At 58.0% G+C, this 17,648-nt stretch carries 14 protein-coding genes and 1 pseudogene; 8 read left to right on the top strand and 7 right to left on the bottom strand.

Annotated elements, in window-relative coordinates; translation table 11 throughout:
* Positions 1 to 194 precede the first annotated feature (194 nt).
* Positions 195 to 770 (top strand): helix-turn-helix transcriptional regulator, encoded by a 576-nt coding sequence (locus tag ACYBHZ_RS16405; protein ID WP_460275371.1) that lies wholly within the window; start codon positions 195 to 197, stop codon positions 768 to 770.
* 248 nt (positions 771 to 1,018) lie between these two features.
* Here ACYBHZ_RS16405 and ACYBHZ_RS16400 read toward each other — a convergent pair whose 3' ends face one another.
* Positions 1,019 to 1,768 (bottom strand): acyl-homoserine-lactone synthase, encoded by a 750-nt coding sequence (locus ACYBHZ_RS16400; RefSeq protein ID WP_460275370.1) that lies wholly within the window; start codon positions 1,766 to 1,768, stop codon positions 1,019 to 1,021.
* Between the two features lie 171 nt (positions 1,769 to 1,939).
* Between ACYBHZ_RS16400 and ACYBHZ_RS16395 the strand changes: the two genes are divergently transcribed.
* The 5 genes and pseudogenes from ACYBHZ_RS16395 (at position 1,940) to ACYBHZ_RS16375 (ending at position 7,342) form a co-directional block, all read left to right on the top strand.
* Positions 1,940 to 3,316 (top strand): sensor histidine kinase, encoded by a 1,377-nt coding sequence (locus ACYBHZ_RS16395; RefSeq protein ID WP_460275369.1) that lies wholly within the window; start codon positions 1,940 to 1,942, stop codon positions 3,314 to 3,316.
* 535 nt (positions 3,317 to 3,851) lie between these two features.
* A complete protein-coding gene (locus ACYBHZ_RS16390; RefSeq protein ID WP_460275368.1) occupies positions 3,852 to 3,986 on the top strand; it encodes a hypothetical protein in 135 nt (44 codons plus the stop codon).
* Positions 3,987 to 4,328: 342 nt separating this feature from the next.
* Positions 4,329 to 4,478, top strand: a pseudogene (locus ACYBHZ_RS16385) (GDP-mannose 4,6-dehydratase); the annotation flags it as partial.
* Between the two features lie 14 nt (positions 4,479 to 4,492).
* Positions 4,493 to 5,932 carry a mannose-1-phosphate guanylyltransferase/mannose-6-phosphate isomerase gene (locus ACYBHZ_RS16380; protein WP_460275367.1) on the top strand — a complete coding sequence of 480 codons (1,440 nt, stop codon included), beginning with the start codon at positions 4,493 to 4,495 and terminating at the stop codon, positions 5,930 to 5,932.
* A 24-nt stretch (positions 5,933 to 5,956) separates the two neighbouring features.
* Complete coding sequence (locus tag ACYBHZ_RS16375) at positions 5,957 to 7,342, top strand: phosphomannomutase (RefSeq protein WP_460275366.1); 1,386 nt, start codon at positions 5,957 to 5,959, stop codon at positions 7,340 to 7,342.
* Positions 7,343 to 7,490: 148 nt separating this feature from the next.
* Here ACYBHZ_RS16375 and ACYBHZ_RS16370 read toward each other — a convergent pair whose 3' ends face one another.
* Positions 7,491 to 8,456, bottom strand: a complete 966-nt coding sequence (locus tag ACYBHZ_RS16370; RefSeq protein WP_460275365.1) for a helix-turn-helix transcriptional regulator — start codon at positions 8,454 to 8,456, stop codon at positions 7,491 to 7,493.
* Between the two features lie 167 nt (positions 8,457 to 8,623).
* Here ACYBHZ_RS16370 and ACYBHZ_RS16365 point away from each other — a divergent pair, with 167 nt between their 5' ends.
* Positions 8,624 to 10,720 carry a TonB-dependent siderophore receptor gene (locus tag ACYBHZ_RS16365; protein WP_460275364.1) on the top strand — a complete coding sequence of 699 codons (2,097 nt, stop codon included), beginning with the start codon at positions 8,624 to 8,626 and terminating at the stop codon, positions 10,718 to 10,720.
* Between the two features lie 149 nt (positions 10,721 to 10,869).
* Positions 10,870 to 11,640, top strand: a complete 771-nt coding sequence (locus ACYBHZ_RS16360; protein ID WP_460275363.1) for an alpha/beta hydrolase — start codon at positions 10,870 to 10,872, stop codon at positions 11,638 to 11,640.
* Positions 11,641 to 11,807: 167 nt separating this feature from the next.
* Here the strand turns inward: ACYBHZ_RS16360 and ACYBHZ_RS16355 are convergent, their stop codons facing one another.
* Genes ACYBHZ_RS16355 through ACYBHZ_RS16335 form a run of 5 tightly spaced genes read right to left on the bottom strand, consistent with a single transcriptional unit; the run spans position 11,808 to position 17,632 of the window.
* A complete protein-coding gene (locus ACYBHZ_RS16355; protein WP_460275362.1) occupies positions 11,808 to 13,085 on the bottom strand; it encodes an amidohydrolase family protein in 1,278 nt (425 codons plus the stop codon).
* Positions 13,085 to 14,029 (bottom strand): ABC transporter permease, encoded by a 945-nt coding sequence (locus ACYBHZ_RS16350; RefSeq protein WP_460275361.1) that lies wholly within the window; start codon positions 14,027 to 14,029, stop codon positions 13,085 to 13,087. Before ACYBHZ_RS16350 ends, ACYBHZ_RS16355 begins: the two co-directional genes overlap by 1 nt.
* Positions 14,029 to 15,078 (bottom strand): ABC transporter permease, encoded by a 1,050-nt coding sequence (locus ACYBHZ_RS16345; protein WP_460275359.1) that lies wholly within the window; start codon positions 15,076 to 15,078, stop codon positions 14,029 to 14,031. Before ACYBHZ_RS16345 ends, ACYBHZ_RS16350 begins: the two co-directional genes overlap by 1 nt.
* Positions 15,068 to 16,603 carry an ABC transporter ATP-binding protein gene (locus ACYBHZ_RS16340; RefSeq protein ID WP_460275358.1) on the bottom strand — a complete coding sequence of 512 codons (1,536 nt, stop codon included), beginning with the start codon at positions 16,601 to 16,603 and terminating at the stop codon, positions 15,068 to 15,070. Before ACYBHZ_RS16340 ends, ACYBHZ_RS16345 begins: the two co-directional genes overlap by 11 nt.
* Positions 16,604 to 17,632, bottom strand: a complete 1,029-nt coding sequence (locus tag ACYBHZ_RS16335; RefSeq protein WP_460275357.1) for a BMP family protein — start codon at positions 17,630 to 17,632, stop codon at positions 16,604 to 16,606.
* Positions 17,633 to 17,648: the final 16 nt, after the last annotated feature.

Below are 17,648 nucleotides of genomic sequence, written 5' to 3'. Positions count from 1 at the left end.
GGGCGCGATCTCATACTCTTGCACTGAAAAACTTTCGCAGAACGCGTCTTGAAACAAGAAAAACCATAGCTTTGCAGCGAAAAAAAATGCGCCATGCCCCCCCACGAGGGGGCGAAGCTCAAGGAGTAGGCAGATTAGGGTCGGATCAATAGCTGACACTGTGTGTGTCGTTATGTGTTTCGGGGGTTTTTCGTATGACAGAGCGCGCGACCTTGCCTGCGATAGATACATCCGCTCTCTGTGCTGAGACGATCGCGGTGGCGTATCTTGATGTCGATCTCGAAGGTCGTATCTTGTCCTGTGATCCGATGGCGCAGCGGTTTTTGGATATTTACCCGCAGTATTGCCAAGAGGGCGAAGCTGATCGGTTTCATATCGATCCATCCACCGATTTCGACAAGGCTCTTTGGACGGCGAGTCGACAAGTGGCGCCCGCCTCTACGGTGTTGGTGCCCCCGAACCAAGCGTCCAATAGGCTTGTTCAAATCAACGTCCTACCGTTTCAGAGGCAACGTGTTCGGGTCGTGGTGTTTTGGGAAAACCCTGATTTTATGTCTGGGATAGAGCGCGTTCCTGCGCTTACCGCGCGCGAACGCGCTGTATTGAGGCTTGCTGCGGCTGGCCTGAGACGTGACCGCATTGGACATCAGCTTAATATCTCTTTGCCCACGGTCGATTTGCATTGCCGGAATTTGCGGCGCAAGCTTTCCGCGCTCACGATGTCGGAAGCAGTTGCTATCGCGGCAAAGTTTAATCTTTTGGGGCGCTGAGACTGATGAGGATGACCTTTTCTTATGCCGATCAAACTTTGTCTTTAAAGCGTTTTCGTTTCATCTGAAACCGATTGAGTGAAAAACGTCGCCGCACTCTATTGATCGTGCTGCGTGTCTCAAAAATGAGTGCCTCAATGTTTTGAGGCACGCTTTAGAGGGGGGGGGGGAACCGCGCATCACAATAAAAGTGGGTGGCACCATTTTGTATTTGGAGACGCGCGCCACTGTTTCTTTGAGCGGCTGATCTATGTTTGCATCATTGTCATCTTGGCGACGTGCATGAGTGCGGCTTGAGATTTATCGCTGTCAAACATGACTTTCGGACCAACAGGGAGGGCGCTCATACCCAGCCGTTCAAGCCATCTTTTGAAGACATAGGGGACGATGCCAATCACATGAGTCGCACCTTCCGCGACAGCAGTACGGGCCATTTCCTGCATCAGTTTGGTTTGAACTGTGAGGCGCCGGTTTGCTGGAACTTCAGGCACAACAAATAAACGCGTCGCTTCCCAAACCCAATCTGAAACGGGGGCCTTTTCATGCAAGATATAAGAGGGAATTGTATCAATAACGCCTTCCTGCGCATCCTTTAGCATATAGCTGTAGCATCCACATCTTGCAGTGGTTGGAAGGAGCCTGATGCCGGCAATGACCTGACCATATTCATGGAGAACAATACAGCGGCTTTGAGGTGTATCGTACTGGTCGAATTCCATCCCATCGGTCTCGGGAAGGTCCCAATGTTTCGTATCGATAAACACACGCTTTCGCGCTCTCAAAAAGTCGGCGTACAACTCCCCATAGAGATGGTTGTTTTGAACCGACAGGACTGTCGCTCTTATACGTCCCGTGGTTTCACGTTTGGCGGTTCTCTGGGGGGTATTCTTTCTACCAGAAGATGCTATTTGTGATATTTCGTCGTTAGAACATGGTACTAGATCAGGAAATGCATTGATGGACAGAAGTCCCTGCTCGGTGGGCGTGTGCAAAGCCATATTTTGCTGCCTAGGTCATTTTGTGAGTTTGTTGGTTTTAAGGCTATAATGAGGCAAGAACATATTTTTGCCACATTATAAGGTCGCGCTACTCGAAAAGCGCGAAATGTGTTGCTTTTGTGCAATTAAAGGTTGTGAAGTACTGAGGCGTTAAATCCGGGCGGGGGCAAAATGAAAAACGCACACACATTTCGAGAAAAATTTTTCGGGCGAGAAGCGAACTTCACGCCCAAAGAATTTGAACGAAGACTTTGTGATTATGCCGCAACAGGTCAGCAACTCTTTTTCCAACGGATCGTTATCTACGGTACGGCAATTTTGCTGTCGGGCGCGTATTACAGTTGGGCTATGGCCTCGGTGTTTCTCGCGTTGGTGAGCATTTGCGAGGTCTACGACTATCTCGTGTTCCGTAACATCTTGAAAAATAAGGTGTGGGAGCAGCGCGATATCCGTGGTGCAATGCGCGGCATTTATATCGGGACTTTGATCAGCGGAGCGACGATTGCGCTCTTCGCAATCTCGTTTTCGGGCGCTCAGTTGCCTGAGACTGGGCATTTCATGCCTATGTTCATGCTTATCTCGGCATCAATTTTTGCAATTATCAACAATCGCCAATTCCTATCCGTCTTGTTGGTGAGGTTGGCCCTTTATGTTTTCGCAATTATCTACATCCCGCTCTACGATATCGTGCAAACGTCTGCCCCCTTGAAATCAGACATATGGCTGAACCTGTTTACGGTTGTCTTCATTCTCGGATTTCTTGCGGATCTCGCACGGAACTTTGTGATTTCATATTCTGAATCGCTTAAAAATATCATGGAGCTAGAGGATCAGCATGAAGAGGTGAAGGCCGCTTACGCGGCTAAGACTGAATTCATCGGTACGGTCAGCCATGAATTGCGAACGCCGCTTACGTCCATCAAAGGTTCTCTGGATCTCGTCAGTTCAGGCGTTTTGGGCGATGTTCCCGACAAAATGCAAAAACCATTGAAAATTGCGCAGAGAAATTCCGCGAGATTGGCATTGCTTGTTGAGGACCTTCTTCTGTCGCAGCGGCTGGATGCGGGGAAACTAGATTTCACGTTCGAAACGATTGATGTCGCTGAACTGATTCTCGATACGATAGAAAGCTTTACACCCTTCGCACATGATAAAGGCGTCTCTCTTCGCCACAGCATTCCCAGAGAGGCGCTCACTGTCTTGGGGGACAGGACGCGTCTGGAGCAGGTCTTGAGCAATCTCTTGTCCAACGCGGCAAAGTTTTCTGATGAAGGCGGTGTCATCAATGTGCGGTTGGAACAGGTTATGGGAAGTGCTCGGATCTCGGTGTCTGATGATGGTGTCGGAATACCGAAAGAGACCGGTGCGAAAATATTCGAAGCATTCAGCCAGTTAGATACATCTGCAACTCGGAAATTCGAGGGGACAGGGCTGGGATTGTATATCTCCAACAAAATCGTAAACGCGCATGGCGGGCGTCTCAGTTATGAGAGCGAATTGGGGGAGGGGACGACTTTTTACGTGGATTTGGCAGTAGCACATTCGTGAGGTTCGAGTGCAACGGTCCACGGCGATGTGGTGGTGAATATATACGTGTTCAAGCGGTGCCCGAAGTTCTATTGCGGCGAGTGCTGACAAAGACGAAACCGTTGCCCACTGCCGGAGAGAGGTTAGGGTCGGGGTCTTATCTTCATGCTGAGTGGGGCGCGTGGCTCAGGCCATGCATGACCACCACACAGCATTAAATCTATTCAGATCTTGATGTGTGGTCACAGCGGTAGGATTAGCCGTAGCCTGCCCCGATTTGGCACACCGTGGGGCGAAGTTATTCAAAATGGCTCCGGACAGACGTGCTCCGGCATTTGGGAAATGCTTTTGAATGGCTTCACTCTCTCCCACAGGGGGCACATCAAAGAGAAATTTTGCGTCGAGGCTCTGAGCGAGGCCATTCACAAGTCTGGTCCGCCGGAGATCATGAATACTGATAGTCAGACGATTGATATCAGTTCTCGGATGGTTTGCCTCAAACTCTGATTGACCTGACACGGTCTTTCCCTGGACCTGCCGATCATCTGGGAACGCCTTGCGGCGAGCTTGTCTCAACGATGCTGCCGTGATCTTCGCGCGCTCCGGGCCGGATGCGGTTTATGGCGATCTCGACCATGTCTCTGCGAACGACACGAACAAGGTGATCCGCCATTGGGGGGCGGGCGCATAGGCCCCTGCAAAACTGCGGGGTGGCTGGATGCCGCCGTGCCCTTCGCTTTTTCTGAAAAATGATGTCATAAAATGTTGGGGTGGCTCAGACACAAGTCAGACACAAGTCAGACACAAGTTTGCGGATTGCGGCCGATTGCGACAGTATTCTGCGCTATTTTGGACGAGGCAACATCTCCGCTGCGTATTTGCCGGAGGTTCTGGTTAAGATGCGGGGTGGGGGCGAAAGCAATCGCGCGCTAGAATGTATTATACGCAAGAGCCGCAAGGAATACTGTGCGCTCTCATTTGGAAGAACCTGAACAAGCTTGGGCAATTTGTGAATAAAGGTTAGAAACAGACCATGACGAAACGTGGGCTCATCACCGGTGTCACCGGACAGGACGGCAGCTATCGGGCTGAGTTCCTGCTGGAGAAGGGCGACGAGGTTCATGGCATCAAACGGCGAGCCTCGCTGTTCATCCCCCAGCGGGTCGATCATATTTACGACGATGTGAGGCAGTGAGTATGGGATTGATTACACCCGTGATCTTGTGTGGCGGCTCTGGCACGCGCCTGTGGCCGCTGTCGCGGAAATCCTATCCGAAACAATTCGTGCCCTTGATGGGGCGCGAGACCTTGTTCCAAGCCTCCGCCAACCGTCTGCGTGGGGCTGAGTACGGACGCTCAGTCGTTCTGACAGGGTCGGATTTTCGCTTCATTGTCACCGAACAACTGATGGACATCGGGATTGATCCGGGGGCCATCCTGATCGAACCCGAAGGGCGCAACACGGCGCCTGCTGTTCTTGCTGCGGCGCTTCATATTGCCGCCAAAGACCCGGAGGCCGTGATGCTGGTCGCGCCCAGCGACCATGTCGTCCCGGATGCCGAAGCGTTTCGCGCGGCTGTTGCGCGTGGCATGCAGGCGGTGGAAGCTGGCAAGCTTGTCACCTTCGGCATTCAACCGACACATGCGCATACGGGCTATGGTTATCTCGAACTTGCGCAGAAGCCGGATGCCTCAATGGCTGCGGTCGATCTCAAGTCCTTTGTCGAAAAGCCCGATGCGGCGCGCGCTGAAATGCTGTTGAAAGCCGGGACGTTCATGTGGAACGCCGGGATTTTCCTGTTCAAAGCCAAAGACATCATCGCGGCCTTTAATGCACATGCGCCGTCGCTGGTCGCGCCCGTTTCCCGCTCGGTAGAAAGTGCCGAGGCGGATTTGGGTTTCCTGCGGCTTGATCCTGAGGCGTGGCAAGAGGTCGAGGATATTTCGATCGACTACGCGGTGATGGAACGCGCCGACAATCTGGCGGTCGTGCCCTTTGACGGCGGCTGGTCCGATCTCGGTGGCTGGGATGCTGTCTGGGAAGAAAGCCCCTCTGATGCAGACGGTGTGGTGCGCTCCGGGGAGGCGACATCAATCGATTGCACCAATTCGCTGCTGCGCTCTGACAGTGAGAACCTTGAGGTGGTCGGCATCGGTCTCGACAACATCATGGTCGTCGCGATGAATGACGCCGTGCTGGTCGCCGATAAATCGCGGGCGCAGGACGTGAAGCATGCCGTGAGCGCCCTCAAAGAGAAGGGCGCGCTTCAGGCGACGCATTTCCCAAAGGATCACCGCCCATGGGGTTGGTTTGAAAGCCTCGTCATCGGTGGCCGCTTTCAGGTCAAGCGCATCCATGTCCACCCTGGCGCGGCGCTCAGCCTTCAGAGCCATTTCCACCGCTCCGAACATTGGATCGTCGTCGAAGGCACTGCCGAGGTGACCGTTGATGATGAGGTGCGCTTGGTGAGCGAAAACCAGTCGGTCTACATCCCGCTGGGCGCTGTCCACCGGATGAAAAACCCCGGCAAAGTCCCGATGGTTCTGATCGAAGTTCAAACCGGTTCCTACGTGGGCGAAGATGACATTATTCGTTACGATGATGTCTATGCCCGCGGGCAGGGTGCCAAGGGCTAAGCCAGCAATCAAGGAACCGACGACATGCCCCCTTCTTTTGGCACCAGTGGTCTGCGCGGCCTCGTCACCGAGTTGACCGAACCGCTTGTCAGCGACTACACCCATGCGTTCCTCTCGACGCTGAGCTGTGATCGGATCTATGTCGGGCGTGATTTGCGTCCGTCCTCCCCAGAAATTGCGGCGGTCGTCTGCCGCGCAGCAATGGAGGCGGGCGTTGATGTGATCGACTGCGGTGCGCTTGGGACACCAGCGCTGGCTCTCTCGGCGATGAAGGCCGGTGCGGCGGCGATCATGGTCACAGGCAGCCATATCCCCGCGGATCGCAATGGGTTGAAATTCTACCTGCCGGATGGAGAGGTGTCGAAAGCCGATGAGGCGCGGATCACCGACGCCTATGCCGCCCGGGAGCGACGGTACGCGCTACGCACTGGCACGATTACTGCGGGCTCGGAAGCGGAACCCCATTATATCGACCGTTATGTCTGCGCGTTTGGGGCAGGGGCGCTGGCGGGGCTAAAGGTTGGCGTCTATCGCCATTCTTCCGTGGCCCGTGACACCATGGGGCATATCCTCAAAGCCCTTGGCGCTGAGGTGGCGGAACTCGGCAATTCAGATGTGTTCATCCCCGTCGATACCGAAGCGGTCGACGCTAAGACGCGAGATATGCTCCGCAACTGGTGCCAAAGCGGCGGGCTGGATGCGATTGTCTCCACAGATGGTGACGCAGACCGACCCATGCTCACAGACGCTTCGGGCAAAGTCATTCCGGGTGATATTCTGGGCGTCCTGACCGCGCGCTATGTCGGGGCGAAATCCGTGGTGACCCCGGTGTCGTCAAATGACATGGTCAGACGTCTGCCCGAGTTCGATGAGGTTCTCCTGACCCGGATCGGCTCCCCCTATGTGATCGCGGGCATGGCCGAGGCCAAACATGCTGAGGTTGCGGGGTTTGAGGCGAATGGCGGCTTCCTTTTGGGGTTCGGAGCCCAACTGAAAGAGCCGCTTGCCCCGTTGCCGACACGCGATTGCATGCTGCCGATCCTCGCGCCTTTGGCGGCGGCGAAGGTGGCAGGCGTGCCGCTGGCGGAACTGGTCGCGGCGCTGCCGCCGTGTTTCACGGCCGCTGACCGCTTGCAGGAGATCGACCGCGAACGGGCAGGGGTCTTTCTTGCGGACCTCGTTGAGAACGACGCGAACCGACGCGCGTTCTTCGCGCCCTTGGGCGAGATTGCTTCTGTCGATCTGACGGACGGATTGCGCGTCGATTTCGAGGGCGGCACTGTCGTTCACCTGCGCCCGTCGGGCAACGCGCCGGAGTTTCGCATTTACGCACAGGCGGGGTCAGAGGACGAGGCGTTGGAATTGGTGAGCTCGGCCAAAGGGTTGGTCGTCGATGCTTTGGGGATGTAATTTCGCACGCTCCTCATGGGGCGCGCGAGAAATTTTGCGATCTCCTTTGTTTGGTGACCGCAAAAGCAACCCGTCGAAACGCCCACTCCGCTTAGACGTTGTACTGCGTTTCTTCTAAAACCCGGTTTCAGGTTTAAGTAGAAACGCTTTAGCAGTCTCGCATCGCTGCCTCAGAAGGTCTATAGCTGACGCTGATTTGTGATGGGGCGAGGCCGGTTTTGCGGCGAAAGGCCGTTGCGAATGCGGTCGGAGAGGCATAGCCCGCGATATGGGCCGCCTGTGCGACGGAGGTGCCGAAGGCCAACTCTTCAGCGGCATGATCCAGCCGCAAATCCCGCAGCCTCTCATGCACCGTTTGCCCATATGTCGTATGAAACAGCCGCCTCAGGCTGGATACGGACATACCACCCATCGCGGCAATTTCGGAGAGGTGGGGCATCGGGCCGGGACGGCAGCCGAACTGTTCCATCCGTGCGAGTTGTTCGCGCTGTTTCGCATTGCGTGTGTGCGACAGGGTCATAAGGCCTTCGATGGCCTGCTCAATGAGGGAGAATCCAAGCGCTTCGGAGGCAACCTGAAGATCGGGCGCGGGATGGTCGTCCGTGAGGCCCGCTTTGAACAGGTGCTCGGCTCTCAACATATCCGTGGATCTGGCAGCCCAACTGGAGACCCGGTGGCGTTCTCCGCCCATCGCTGCGTCTTTTGAAACGCCACGCGTTTCGAGCCACCCCCATTCGATCACGACGCTGAGTTTGCGCAACGTCTGCCCTTTTCTGACCCGCCGTTGGAATGGGGCGGGCTCAGAGAGAGCGGACATCACAAGTTGGACAGGCTTGCCCGCCTCGCGTGAGATGTGAAGCGGGTCGCCTGCGATATTGGCGTCCACCTGACCGTCTAGAACGAGATGCAGCAACACATTAGCTGGTCGCAGCGCCCGCGTTTCGAAATCCGCTTCTGCACAGGCTTCCTGGAGGGTCAGGGTGAACCCAGAGGGAAGCCGCGTTCCGATCCGGGAGCCGGAGAGCACGATACGGTCGGCGGGCAGGGTCGCTCCAAACGTGTCTGAAGGTGCCTGCATACGGGCAGGCAGGTCGGCGATGCGGATTTGGGACATGGGACGCAATCTGTTTTTTGGCGTTTCTGCAAAGGTTTTTGGCGCTCCCGAAGAGGCTGGGTGGCTGGTGACGAACCTAGAGATTTATTATTGACAAAAAAAGTCGGAATTTTCGACCTGCATTAGAACTTTTGCCACATCCCCAAGACGCATCCAAGGATCATGACATGACCGCCACCACGCGCACCTCTCTTCGCCTGGCGCTTTTCGCCTCAACCGCTCTGGCGACGCCCGTACTCGCTCAGGACTATGTGCTTGAGGAAATCACCATCAACGGATCGAGCTATGAGACGGAAGCCTCTGACAGCTATACGACCGATCTTGTCTCCGTTGGGGAAAAGGCGACGATGAGCCCGCGCGAGGTGCCGCAATCGACCACGGTTGTCACCAATCAACAGATCGAAGATGGCGGCTATACGGCGCTTGAAGAGGCGCTTGCTGATACGCCGGGCATTATGATCCTCAACAACAACGTGGGCCGCTCGTCGATCTACTCGCGCGGCTATGAGTTCGACTATCTCTATTTTGACGGCCTTCCCGCGCCGGTCAGCTCGATCTACGGCACTCAGCCCGATCTCTCCATCGTCGATCACGTCGAAGTCCTCAAAGGCCCGGCGGGCCTGTTCATCGGCACTGGCGAGCCTGCTGGCTCGATCAACATGCGTCTGAAGCAGGCGACGGCGACAGAATTCGAGGGCAGCACAAGCGTCTCTGCTGACAGCAACGGTCAATACCGCGCAGAGCTTGATATGTCCGATGCCCTGAATGCGGACGGGACACTCCGCGGGCGTTTCGTGGCGGCCTATGGCGACGGCGACAGCTTTGTCGATGGCGTCGAAAACGGGGTGCAGTCCTATTACGGCACGCTGGCTTGGGATGTGACGGACAACACCGAGCTGACCTTCTCGCTGAGCCATATGGAACGCGACATCACGCCTTACAACGGCCTGCCGACCGATGCTGATGGCAATCTGCTCTGGCTCGACAGCGATGCGACAACGGTGCTCGATTGGAACAATTTCGAGAACGAAACCACGGACGCGGTCTTCGCGGCGCAGCATTTCTTTGACAATGGCGGCCGGGTGAAATTCTCCGCGCGCCATTCTGATCAGGACGCGAATTTCCTCTATGGTTACTCCGGCAGTGCCGCTGACGAGAACAACCAAATTTCGTCCATTCGCTGGCTCGCCCGTGATTTCGAACAAGAAAGCCTTGCGCTTGATCTGCACACGGAGCTTCCGTTCTATCTTGGCAATTGGGAAGGCAACGCGATTTTCGGGGCTGATTGGCAAAAGGTCGAAAGCACCATGTATCAGGCGTCCGGTTCAATCTCCGGGACATGGGATCTCGACGATTGGGATGGCTCGTCTGTGGACGCGCCCGATGTAAGCTATTCGCGGCGTCAGGATACTGAGACAACATCGCGCGGTATTTATACCCAAGTACGCCTGTCTCCGAGCGAAGCGCTGACCCTGATTGGGGGGGCGCGTCTGAGTTGGTATGAGGGCACAGTGACGACCACCACACTTTCGACCTCTGCAACCTCGACCGATGAATACGATGTCGATGCGCAGCTCACGCCCTTCGCCGGTGCGACTTATGACATCCTGCCGAGCGCCACGCTTTACGCGAGTTATTCGGAGATTTTCATTCCGCAATCCGAACTCGACGCCAATGGTGATTTGCTCGACCCAGTCGAAGGTCAGCAATATGAGATCGGGGTGAAAGGCGATCTGTGGCAAGGCCTTAATTTCTCCGCCGCGCTGTTTGACCTGACCGAGGTGAACCGTCCGGTCTCTGTGGATGACTACTATGTCGCCGAAGAGAAAGTGCGCTCCCGTGGACTTGAGCTCGAACTCTCTGGCGAGCCGACTGAGAACCTTCATCTGTCCGGTGGCTACACCTATACCGACACCGAATATCTGAACGGTGACAGCGATGGGGAAACCTTCTCGACCTACACGCCGGAACATATGCTCAAGCTTCAAGGCAGCTACGATTTCGTGGACGGAATGCTTGAAGGCTGGAGCTTTGGTGGACGCCTGACGACGATGTCCGGCTTCTCTTCGAAGGGCATCGAGGCGCCGGGCTATGGTGTGGTCGATCTGATGGTGAAGAAAGAACTGGCAAACGATGTGACGCTCCGCGTCGGTGTGGATAACGTCTTTGATCGCGCCTATTACACACGGGTTGGTTCGACGACGGTGTTCAACTTCGCCGGAGAACCGCGCACCTTCAATGTGGCTCTGAGCAAGTCCTTCTGATGCGCGCTCTGATCATGGCCGTTCTTGTCTCCTCTACTCTGTGTTGCGCCGCTGATGCGGGGCAGGGCGGAGAGAGAGACCTTTCGGGGGCGTTTGCCCCCGACACTGCTAGCGTCCCTTGGCATCCGTCAGGGACGTTTCAGTTCGATATGTCCGCAAATAACTGTGAAACAGAGGAGCTTGCCGAACTGAATGGCAAGAATTGCGACACTTTTCGCATCCTTGTTTCTGTGCCAAATCAAGCTCCGCCAGAAGAGGGGTACGGCATTATCTATGCCATTGATGCAGGCTGGACCTTTGGCACGCTGCGTGAAAGCGCGCTTTTGCAAGCAAGCCGCTTTGCCGAAAGCGGGGTTAAACCGACCATCATCGTCGGCATCGGCTGGCCGGATGACACCCTCATAGATATGGAACGCCGGGGGCCGGATTTGGTCGGGGACAACAGAGCGCAGACGCTTGATTTCCTGACGGGGCCGCTTCGAGATCGCGTTGAGGGCGATCTGCCGGTCGACCCTCGCCACCGGATGCTGCTGGGTCATAGTTTTGGCGGTGCTTTTGTGCTGCGCACAGCGCTGAGTGCGCCGGATGCATTCTCTTCATATGCGGCCGGAAGCCCGTCAATCTGGACAGATCCCGAGTGGTTCTTTGACCGCGAAACTGATCCCGCCAATTCCCTGCTTGTGACCATCGGCAGCCTGGAAGATCCCGATGCGGAAGGGGCCGCCGAGCAGCCCGCCGACCGCCTCGAACGCCTGCGCGCTCGCCGGATGTTTGGCAACGCTCAAGACTTCGCCAAGCAAAATGGCGGAGAGTTCACAGTGTTCGAGGGACTGTCTCACGGCGCTTCGGCCACACCTTTTCTTGCGCGTGCGGTCTCATTCCTTTGGACGGGGCCTCGGTGTCATGAAAACTGCCCCTGAAGGGGGGGGGCGATGAACTCTGACGGCAGGTGCAACGCGCGCGGTCAGGGGGCAGGCCGGTTTTCTGGCCTGCAAATCATATCGTCCGCAACTGTTTCATAGAGTTTGTGGCTCGATTAGAAAATGCGATCGCGCGCAATCCGTTGCGGACGAAATCAAAGACAATTTCACCGACGAGGCGCGCGGCGGCGGACACTGTCCGGGCGTCCGCTCATCATAAGCGTCGCGTCCTGACGCGGTGTGGTCGAGATCACCTTGCCTTTTGAGACCACCGCCAAACGAGCAGGGCGCAGACGGAGCGCATCGACGGGACCGTCGGCGTCCAGCACCACAAGCGAGGCGGTTGCCCCTTTGTAAAGCCCGTAGCCTTCAAGGCCGATGATCGACGCGTTGGTTTCCGTCACCATCGTGAAACAGCGGGCCATTTCATCCGGGTGCGTCATCTGCGCGACATGCATCCCCATGAAGGCGACGTCCAGCATGTCCGCCGTGCCAAGCGAATACCACGGGTCGAGCACGCAGTCCTGACCCCAGCCGACACGGATGCCTGTCGCTTGCATCTCGCGCACGCGCGTGAGGCCGCGGCGTTTCGGGAACGTGTCGTGGCGGCCTTGCAAAACGATGTTGATCAGCGGGTTCGGAATGGCCGAAATCTCGGCCTCCGCCATCAGCGGCAGGAGCTTTGAGACATAGTAATTGTCCATCGAATGCATCGAGGTCAGGTGCGAGCCGACCACGCGGCCCTGAAGGCCGAGGCGGGTGGTCTCGAAGGCCAATGTCTCGATGTGGCGGCTCATCGGATCGTCGGTCTCGTCGCAATGCAGATCGACGGGCAGGCCACGGTCTGCGGCAATCTCGCAGAGGTCACGGACGCTCTCGGCCCCGGCTTGCATGCTGCGCTCGAAATGTGGAATGCCGCCGACCACATCGACGCCCATGTCGAGCGCGCGGATCAGGTTCTCGCGCCCGTTCGGCGCGCGGTAGAGACCGTCTTGCGGGAAAGCAACGAGCTGTAGGTCTATGTAATCCTTGACCTTCTCCTTCACCTCCAACATCGCGGTGACGGTGTTGAGATGGTCGGGCGTCGTATCGACATGGCTGCGGATGGCCAGAAGGCCCATCGAGGCGGCCCAATCGCAATATTGCAGCGCGCGTTCGACCATTTCCTCGACCGTCGCGATGTCCCGCAACTCGCCCCAAAGCGAGATGCCTTCCAAAAGCGTGCCGGAGCGGTTGAGCCGGGGAAGGCCGTAAGACAGCGTCGCGTCCAAATGGAAATGCGGGTCCACGAACGGCGGGGCGATGAGATCGCCGCTGGCGTCAATGACTTCGCGCGCCTCACCCTCGATTGTGGGGGCGATCTCGGCGATCTTGCTGCCTGTGATGGCGATGTCGGCCACGGTTCCGTCCGGCAGGGTGCCGCCCTTCACGATCAGGTCGAACATCATCTTTCTCCTTTATTGAACGGCACCATCAGGGCGGCAGGCACCTCGGCCCGGCGCGACATCAGAACAAGCGCCAGAATGGACAGGGCATAGGGCATCATCAGGAACACCTGATACGGCACAACCGCGCCGACACCCGTCTGTTGCAAGCGGATTTGCAGCGCATCAAACGCGGCAAACAGGATCGCGCCCAGCATCGCCTTGCCCGGTTTCCACGCGCCGAACACGACGAGCGCGATACAGATCCAGCCACGCCCGCCAACCATTTCGAAGAAGAAACTGTCGAAGGCGGACATGGTGAGAAAGGCGCCGCCGACGGCCATGAACCCGCTGCCGACAATCACCGCGCCCATGCGGATCATTGTCACGGACAGCCCCTGTGCCGTCACCGCCGAGGGGCTTTCGCCCGCCGCGCGCACCGCAAGGCCGAGAGGTGTGCGGTAGAGGACAAAGGCTGTTAGGGCGACTGTGACAAAGGCCGCGTAGGTCAGGGGCGTCTGGTTGAACAGAGCCTGACCCAGAAGCGGGATGTCAGACAGGAGCGGAATTTCGACCGGCTGAAACGCGGTGATTTTCGGCGGCGACGAGACTTCCGGCAAAGCAACGCGGTAGGTGAAGAAGGTCGTCGAGGTGGCAAAAAGCGTTACCCCCACGCCGACGACGTGCTGCGAGAGGCCGAAGGGGACGGAGAGCACCGCGTGGAGAAAGCCAAAGGCCATCCCGACCAGAAGCGCCACGCCGACGCCCGCCCAGAGCGGCAGGCCGGAGAGCACCGCGAACCAACCCGCGAAAGCGCCCGCGACCATGATGCCTTCGATCCCGAGGTTCAAAACACCCGCCCGCTCGCAGATCAGTTCGCCCATCGTGGCGAAGATCAGCGGCGAGGCGATGCGGATCGCGGCGGCCCAGAAGGAGACCGACAGCAGGATATCGATGATGTCCATCAGTCCCTCCTGATCCGAAACTTGGTGAACAGGATCGCCAACACCATCATCAGAAGCGCCGAGGCCAGCATGATGTCCGCGAGATAGGTCGGCACGCCGATGGCGCGGCTCATACTGTCGGCTCCGACGAAAATTGTGGCGACAAACAGCGCGGCTGCGACAACGCCCAGAGGGTTGAGAAGCGCCAGCATCGCGACAACGATGCCGGTGTAACCAAAGCCGGGGCTGATATCGAGCGTCAGAGAGCCTTTGAGGCCCGCCACTTCGGAGAAGCCGCCAAGGGCCGCGAGACCGCCGGAAAGCAGTGCGGTTTTGAGGATCACCCGCGTGACGGGGATGCCCGCGAAACGCGCCGCTTCGACATTCTGCCCGACCGCCCGCATTTCAAAGCCCAGCGTGGTTTTGCGGTCGATCACATAGAGTGCCACCGCGCAGATCAGCGCCAGTGCAAAGCCCCAATGGAGCCGCAGCCCCTCGACGATTCGAGGAAGCCGCGCTTCGGGAATGAGGCGCGGAGATTTCGGCCAGCCCATGCCCATCGGATCTTTGAGCGGGCCTTCCAGAAGGTAGGAGACAAACAGCAGAAAGATGAAGTTGAACAACAGCGTCGTCACCACCTCATCGACTTTGAAACGGGTCTTGAGCAGGGCCGGGATGAGCAACACGAACGCCCCGGCCAGCGCCGAAGTGATCGCGAGCACGGGCAGGAGAAAGACCGAACTGAGCCCGATCACCCCGGTTCCGAGCGCCGCCGTGACGACCGCGCCCGCATAGAACTGCGCTTCCGCCCCGATGTTCCAGAGCTTTGCCCGGAAGGCGACGGCGACGGCCAGTCCTGTGAAGATCAGGGGCGTGGCGCGGTTGAGCGTCTCCAGTAGGGCGAATTTCGATCCCAGCGCGCCTTTGAAGATCAATCCGAAGACCGCGAGAGGGTCGCCCCCCGCGATCAGCGCCAAAAGTGCCGCGACCACGAAAGAGGTGAGGATCGCCAGAGCGGGCGGCAAGACTTTGCGCACCGGGCTGGCGTTGGTGACGGGTTCAAGCCGCATGACTGCCCTCCGTCTCTCCGTCGCCCGCCATCCATTTGCCCAATTCGGCAGGCGTCACACTGCCACGGGCAAAGGCCGGGCTGAGGCGGCCTTCAGAGATCACATGGATGCGGTCGGAGAGGGTCATGATCTCTTCGAGATCTTCGGAAATCAACAGGACGGCGGCCCCGGCTTCGCGCGCGGCGGCGAGGCGTCCGTGGACATAGTTCACCGCGCCAATATCAAGCCCGCGCACCGGCTGGTTCGCGAGGATGATCTTCGGCGCTTCTTCCAGAACCCGCCCGAGAATGAGTTTTTGCATATTGCCGCCAGACAAAAGGCGAATGCGCGTCGCGGGGCCGGGACAGCGCACGTCGTAGGTTTCGATCAGATGTTTCGTCGCCATGCGCGCCTTGCCCCAGCGCATCCAGCCCTTGCGGGAGAATTTCGTGGCATAGGTCTCAAGGATCGCGTTCTCCGTCAGGTCGAAATCCGCGATGGACCCGGTCGCGTGACGGTCCTCGGGAATGCGTCCAACCCCGGAGGCCAGCGCCGCGCGGGGAGACCAGTGTCGCGGCGTGTCGCCAAGAATGGTGAAGCTGCCCGATTGCACCGGGTTCAAACCGGAGATGAGATCGAACAGCGCGGATTGCCCGTTGCCGGAGACGCCCGCCAGCCCGGTGATCTGACCCGCCGGAAGATCAAGCGTGACGCCATCAAGCCCCTCGGCATGCACATCGCGCAGGGAGAGGAGGGCCGGGCCCGCAGGCATCGCGGGAATATCCGGCGCGTTGACCTCGCTGCCGACCATGAGCGCGGCAAGCTCTTCGCGGTTGGTCTCTTCGACAGAGCGCTCGGCCACAAGTTTGCCGTGGCGCAGCACTAGAATCCGGTGCGAGATCGCCATAACCTCGTGCAGCTTGTGAGAGATGAAAATGATCGACAGTCCCAGTGCCACAGCCTCGCGCAGGGTCGCGAAAAGATCGTCGGTCTCCTGAGGTGTCAGAACGGCGGTGGGCTCGTCGAGAATGAGAATGCGGGAATTGCGATAGAGCGCCTTGAGAATCTCGACCCGCTGGCGCTCGCCAACCGTGAGCCGCCCGACTTTGGCGTTCGGATCAACCTTAAGGTGGAACCTTTGCGCCAGCTCCGTGATCTTGGCGCGGACCGCCGCAGGCGACAGGCTCAGCTTGCCCAGAGGCTGCGTGCCAAGCGCGATATTTTCCCAGACGGTGAGGTTGTTCGCGAGGGTGAAATGCTGATGCACCATACCGACGCCCGCCGAAAGCGCGGCACGGGGATTGCCGCGGGGCAGGGTTTCGCCGAACACTTCGACGCTGCCGTGATCGGGCGCGTATTGCCCGAACAGGATGTTCATCAGCGTCGTCTTGCCCGCGCCGTTCTCGCCTAAAAGCGCAATGACTTCACCCTGATGCAGGGTAAAGCTCACGTCTTCATTGGCTGTCACCGCGCCAAAGCGCTTGGTGATGTCCGTCATCCGCAGGACAGGTTTTGCCTGTCCTGCGACTGTCTTTTCGTCCTGCATTTACGCGGACTTCGGCTCTTCGTCGTTGATCTCGACGGTGAAGGCACCGGATTTGATCTCCTCCATGCGCGTCGCCACGAGATCAAGCGCCTCTTGCGGGATTTTGCCCTCGAAGGTGCCATAGGGGGCAAGCGAGCAGCCGCCCTCTTTCATGAAGGAATAGAGACCGTAATCCTCGGCGGTGAAGCTGCCCGCTTTGACCTTGGCGATGGCGGCGTCGAGCGTCGGTTCGAAATGCCACAGTGCGGAGGCGACGACGGTCTCCGGGTAATCGCTCTGGGTGTCGATCACGTTGCCGATTGCCAGAACGCCCTTTTCCTTTGCCGCGTCCGAGACGCCAAAGCGTTCGGCGTAAAGCATGTCGGAGCCGTTATCGATCATTGCATATGCGGTTTCTTTCGCCTTGGGCGGATCGAACCAGCTGCCGATAAAGGAGACTTGGAATTTCATCTCCGGGTTCATTTCCTTGGCGCCCGCCATGAAGGCGTGCATCAGGCGGTTCACCTCGGGGATTGGGAAGCCGCCGACCATGCCGATATTGCCGGATTTGGACATCGCACCCGCGATGATGCCGGACAGGTAGGAAGCGTCTTGGATATAGTTGTCGAAGACTGAGAGGTTCGGGACAGAGGCGTCTTCCTTGAAGGACGAACCCATCAGGAAGGCAGTGTCCGGGTAGTCGGCGGCCACTTCGCGGGCTTCCTGTTCGACGCCGAAAATTTCGCCGACGATGAGGTCATAGCCCTGTTCGGCATATTCACGCATCACGCGCGGATAGTCGGTGTTGGCGGTGTTTTCCGAGTAGGTGTATTCGATATCGCCGCGTTCCTGCGCTGCGACGGCGGCGATATGGATACGGCTCACCCATTGCTGTTCCACGGGTACGGTGTAAATCCCCGCGACTTTCAGCGGGCCTTCCCCAGCGGCCAGTGCGGCTTTGGCGAAAGGCGCGGTCAGGAGCGCGCCTGCGGCGCTGGCTTTCAGAAAACTGCGCCGGGAGTGGGTAAGGCGCGTTGCGTGTTTGGTCATGTTTGATCCCCTCTTG

Source organism: Celeribacter sp. ULVN23_4 (assembly GCF_054788345.1).
The sequence above is the reverse complement of the archived record's forward strand: the minus strand, read 5'-3'. Positions and strand labels throughout refer to the sequence as shown.

Excerpts from the sequence above, each read along its gene's own strand:
- ACYBHZ_RS16340 (WP_460275358.1), bottom strand. The coding sequence starts at position 16,603 with ATGCAGGACGAAAAGACAGTCGCAGGACAGGCAAAACCTGTCCTGCGG.
- ACYBHZ_RS16400 (WP_460275370.1), bottom strand. The coding sequence starts at position 1,768 with ATGGCTTTGCACACGCCCACCGAGCAGGGACTTCTGTCCATCAATGCA.
- ACYBHZ_RS16370 (WP_460275365.1), bottom strand. The coding sequence starts at position 8,456 with ATGTCCCAAATCCGCATCGCCGACCTGCCTGCCCGTATGCAGGCACCT.
- ACYBHZ_RS16345 (WP_460275359.1), bottom strand. The coding sequence starts at position 15,078 with ATGCGGCTTGAACCCGTCACCAACGCCAGCCCGGTGCGCAAAGTCTTG.
- ACYBHZ_RS16380 (WP_460275367.1), top strand. The coding sequence starts at position 4,493 with ATGGGATTGATTACACCCGTGATCTTGTGTGGCGGCTCTGGCACGCGC.
- ACYBHZ_RS16355 (WP_460275362.1), bottom strand. The coding sequence starts at position 13,085 with ATGTTCGACCTGATCGTGAAGGGCGGCACCCTGCCGGACGGAACCGTG.
- ACYBHZ_RS16350 (WP_460275361.1), bottom strand. The coding sequence starts at position 14,029 with ATGGACATCATCGATATCCTGCTGTCGGTCTCCTTCTGGGCCGCCGCG.
- ACYBHZ_RS16375 (WP_460275366.1), top strand. The coding sequence starts at position 5,957 with ATGCCCCCTTCTTTTGGCACCAGTGGTCTGCGCGGCCTCGTCACCGAG.
- ACYBHZ_RS16335 (WP_460275357.1), bottom strand. The coding sequence starts at position 17,632 with ATGACCAAACACGCAACGCGCCTTACCCACTCCCGGCGCAGTTTTCTG.
- ACYBHZ_RS16395 (WP_460275369.1), top strand. The coding sequence starts at position 1,940 with ATGAAAAACGCACACACATTTCGAGAAAAATTTTTCGGGCGAGAAGCG.
- ACYBHZ_RS16360 (WP_460275363.1), top strand. The coding sequence starts at position 10,870 with ATGTCCGCAAATAACTGTGAAACAGAGGAGCTTGCCGAACTGAATGGC.
- ACYBHZ_RS16405 (WP_460275371.1), top strand. The coding sequence starts at position 195 with ATGACAGAGCGCGCGACCTTGCCTGCGATAGATACATCCGCTCTCTGT.
- ACYBHZ_RS16365 (WP_460275364.1), top strand. The coding sequence starts at position 8,624 with ATGACCGCCACCACGCGCACCTCTCTTCGCCTGGCGCTTTTCGCCTCA.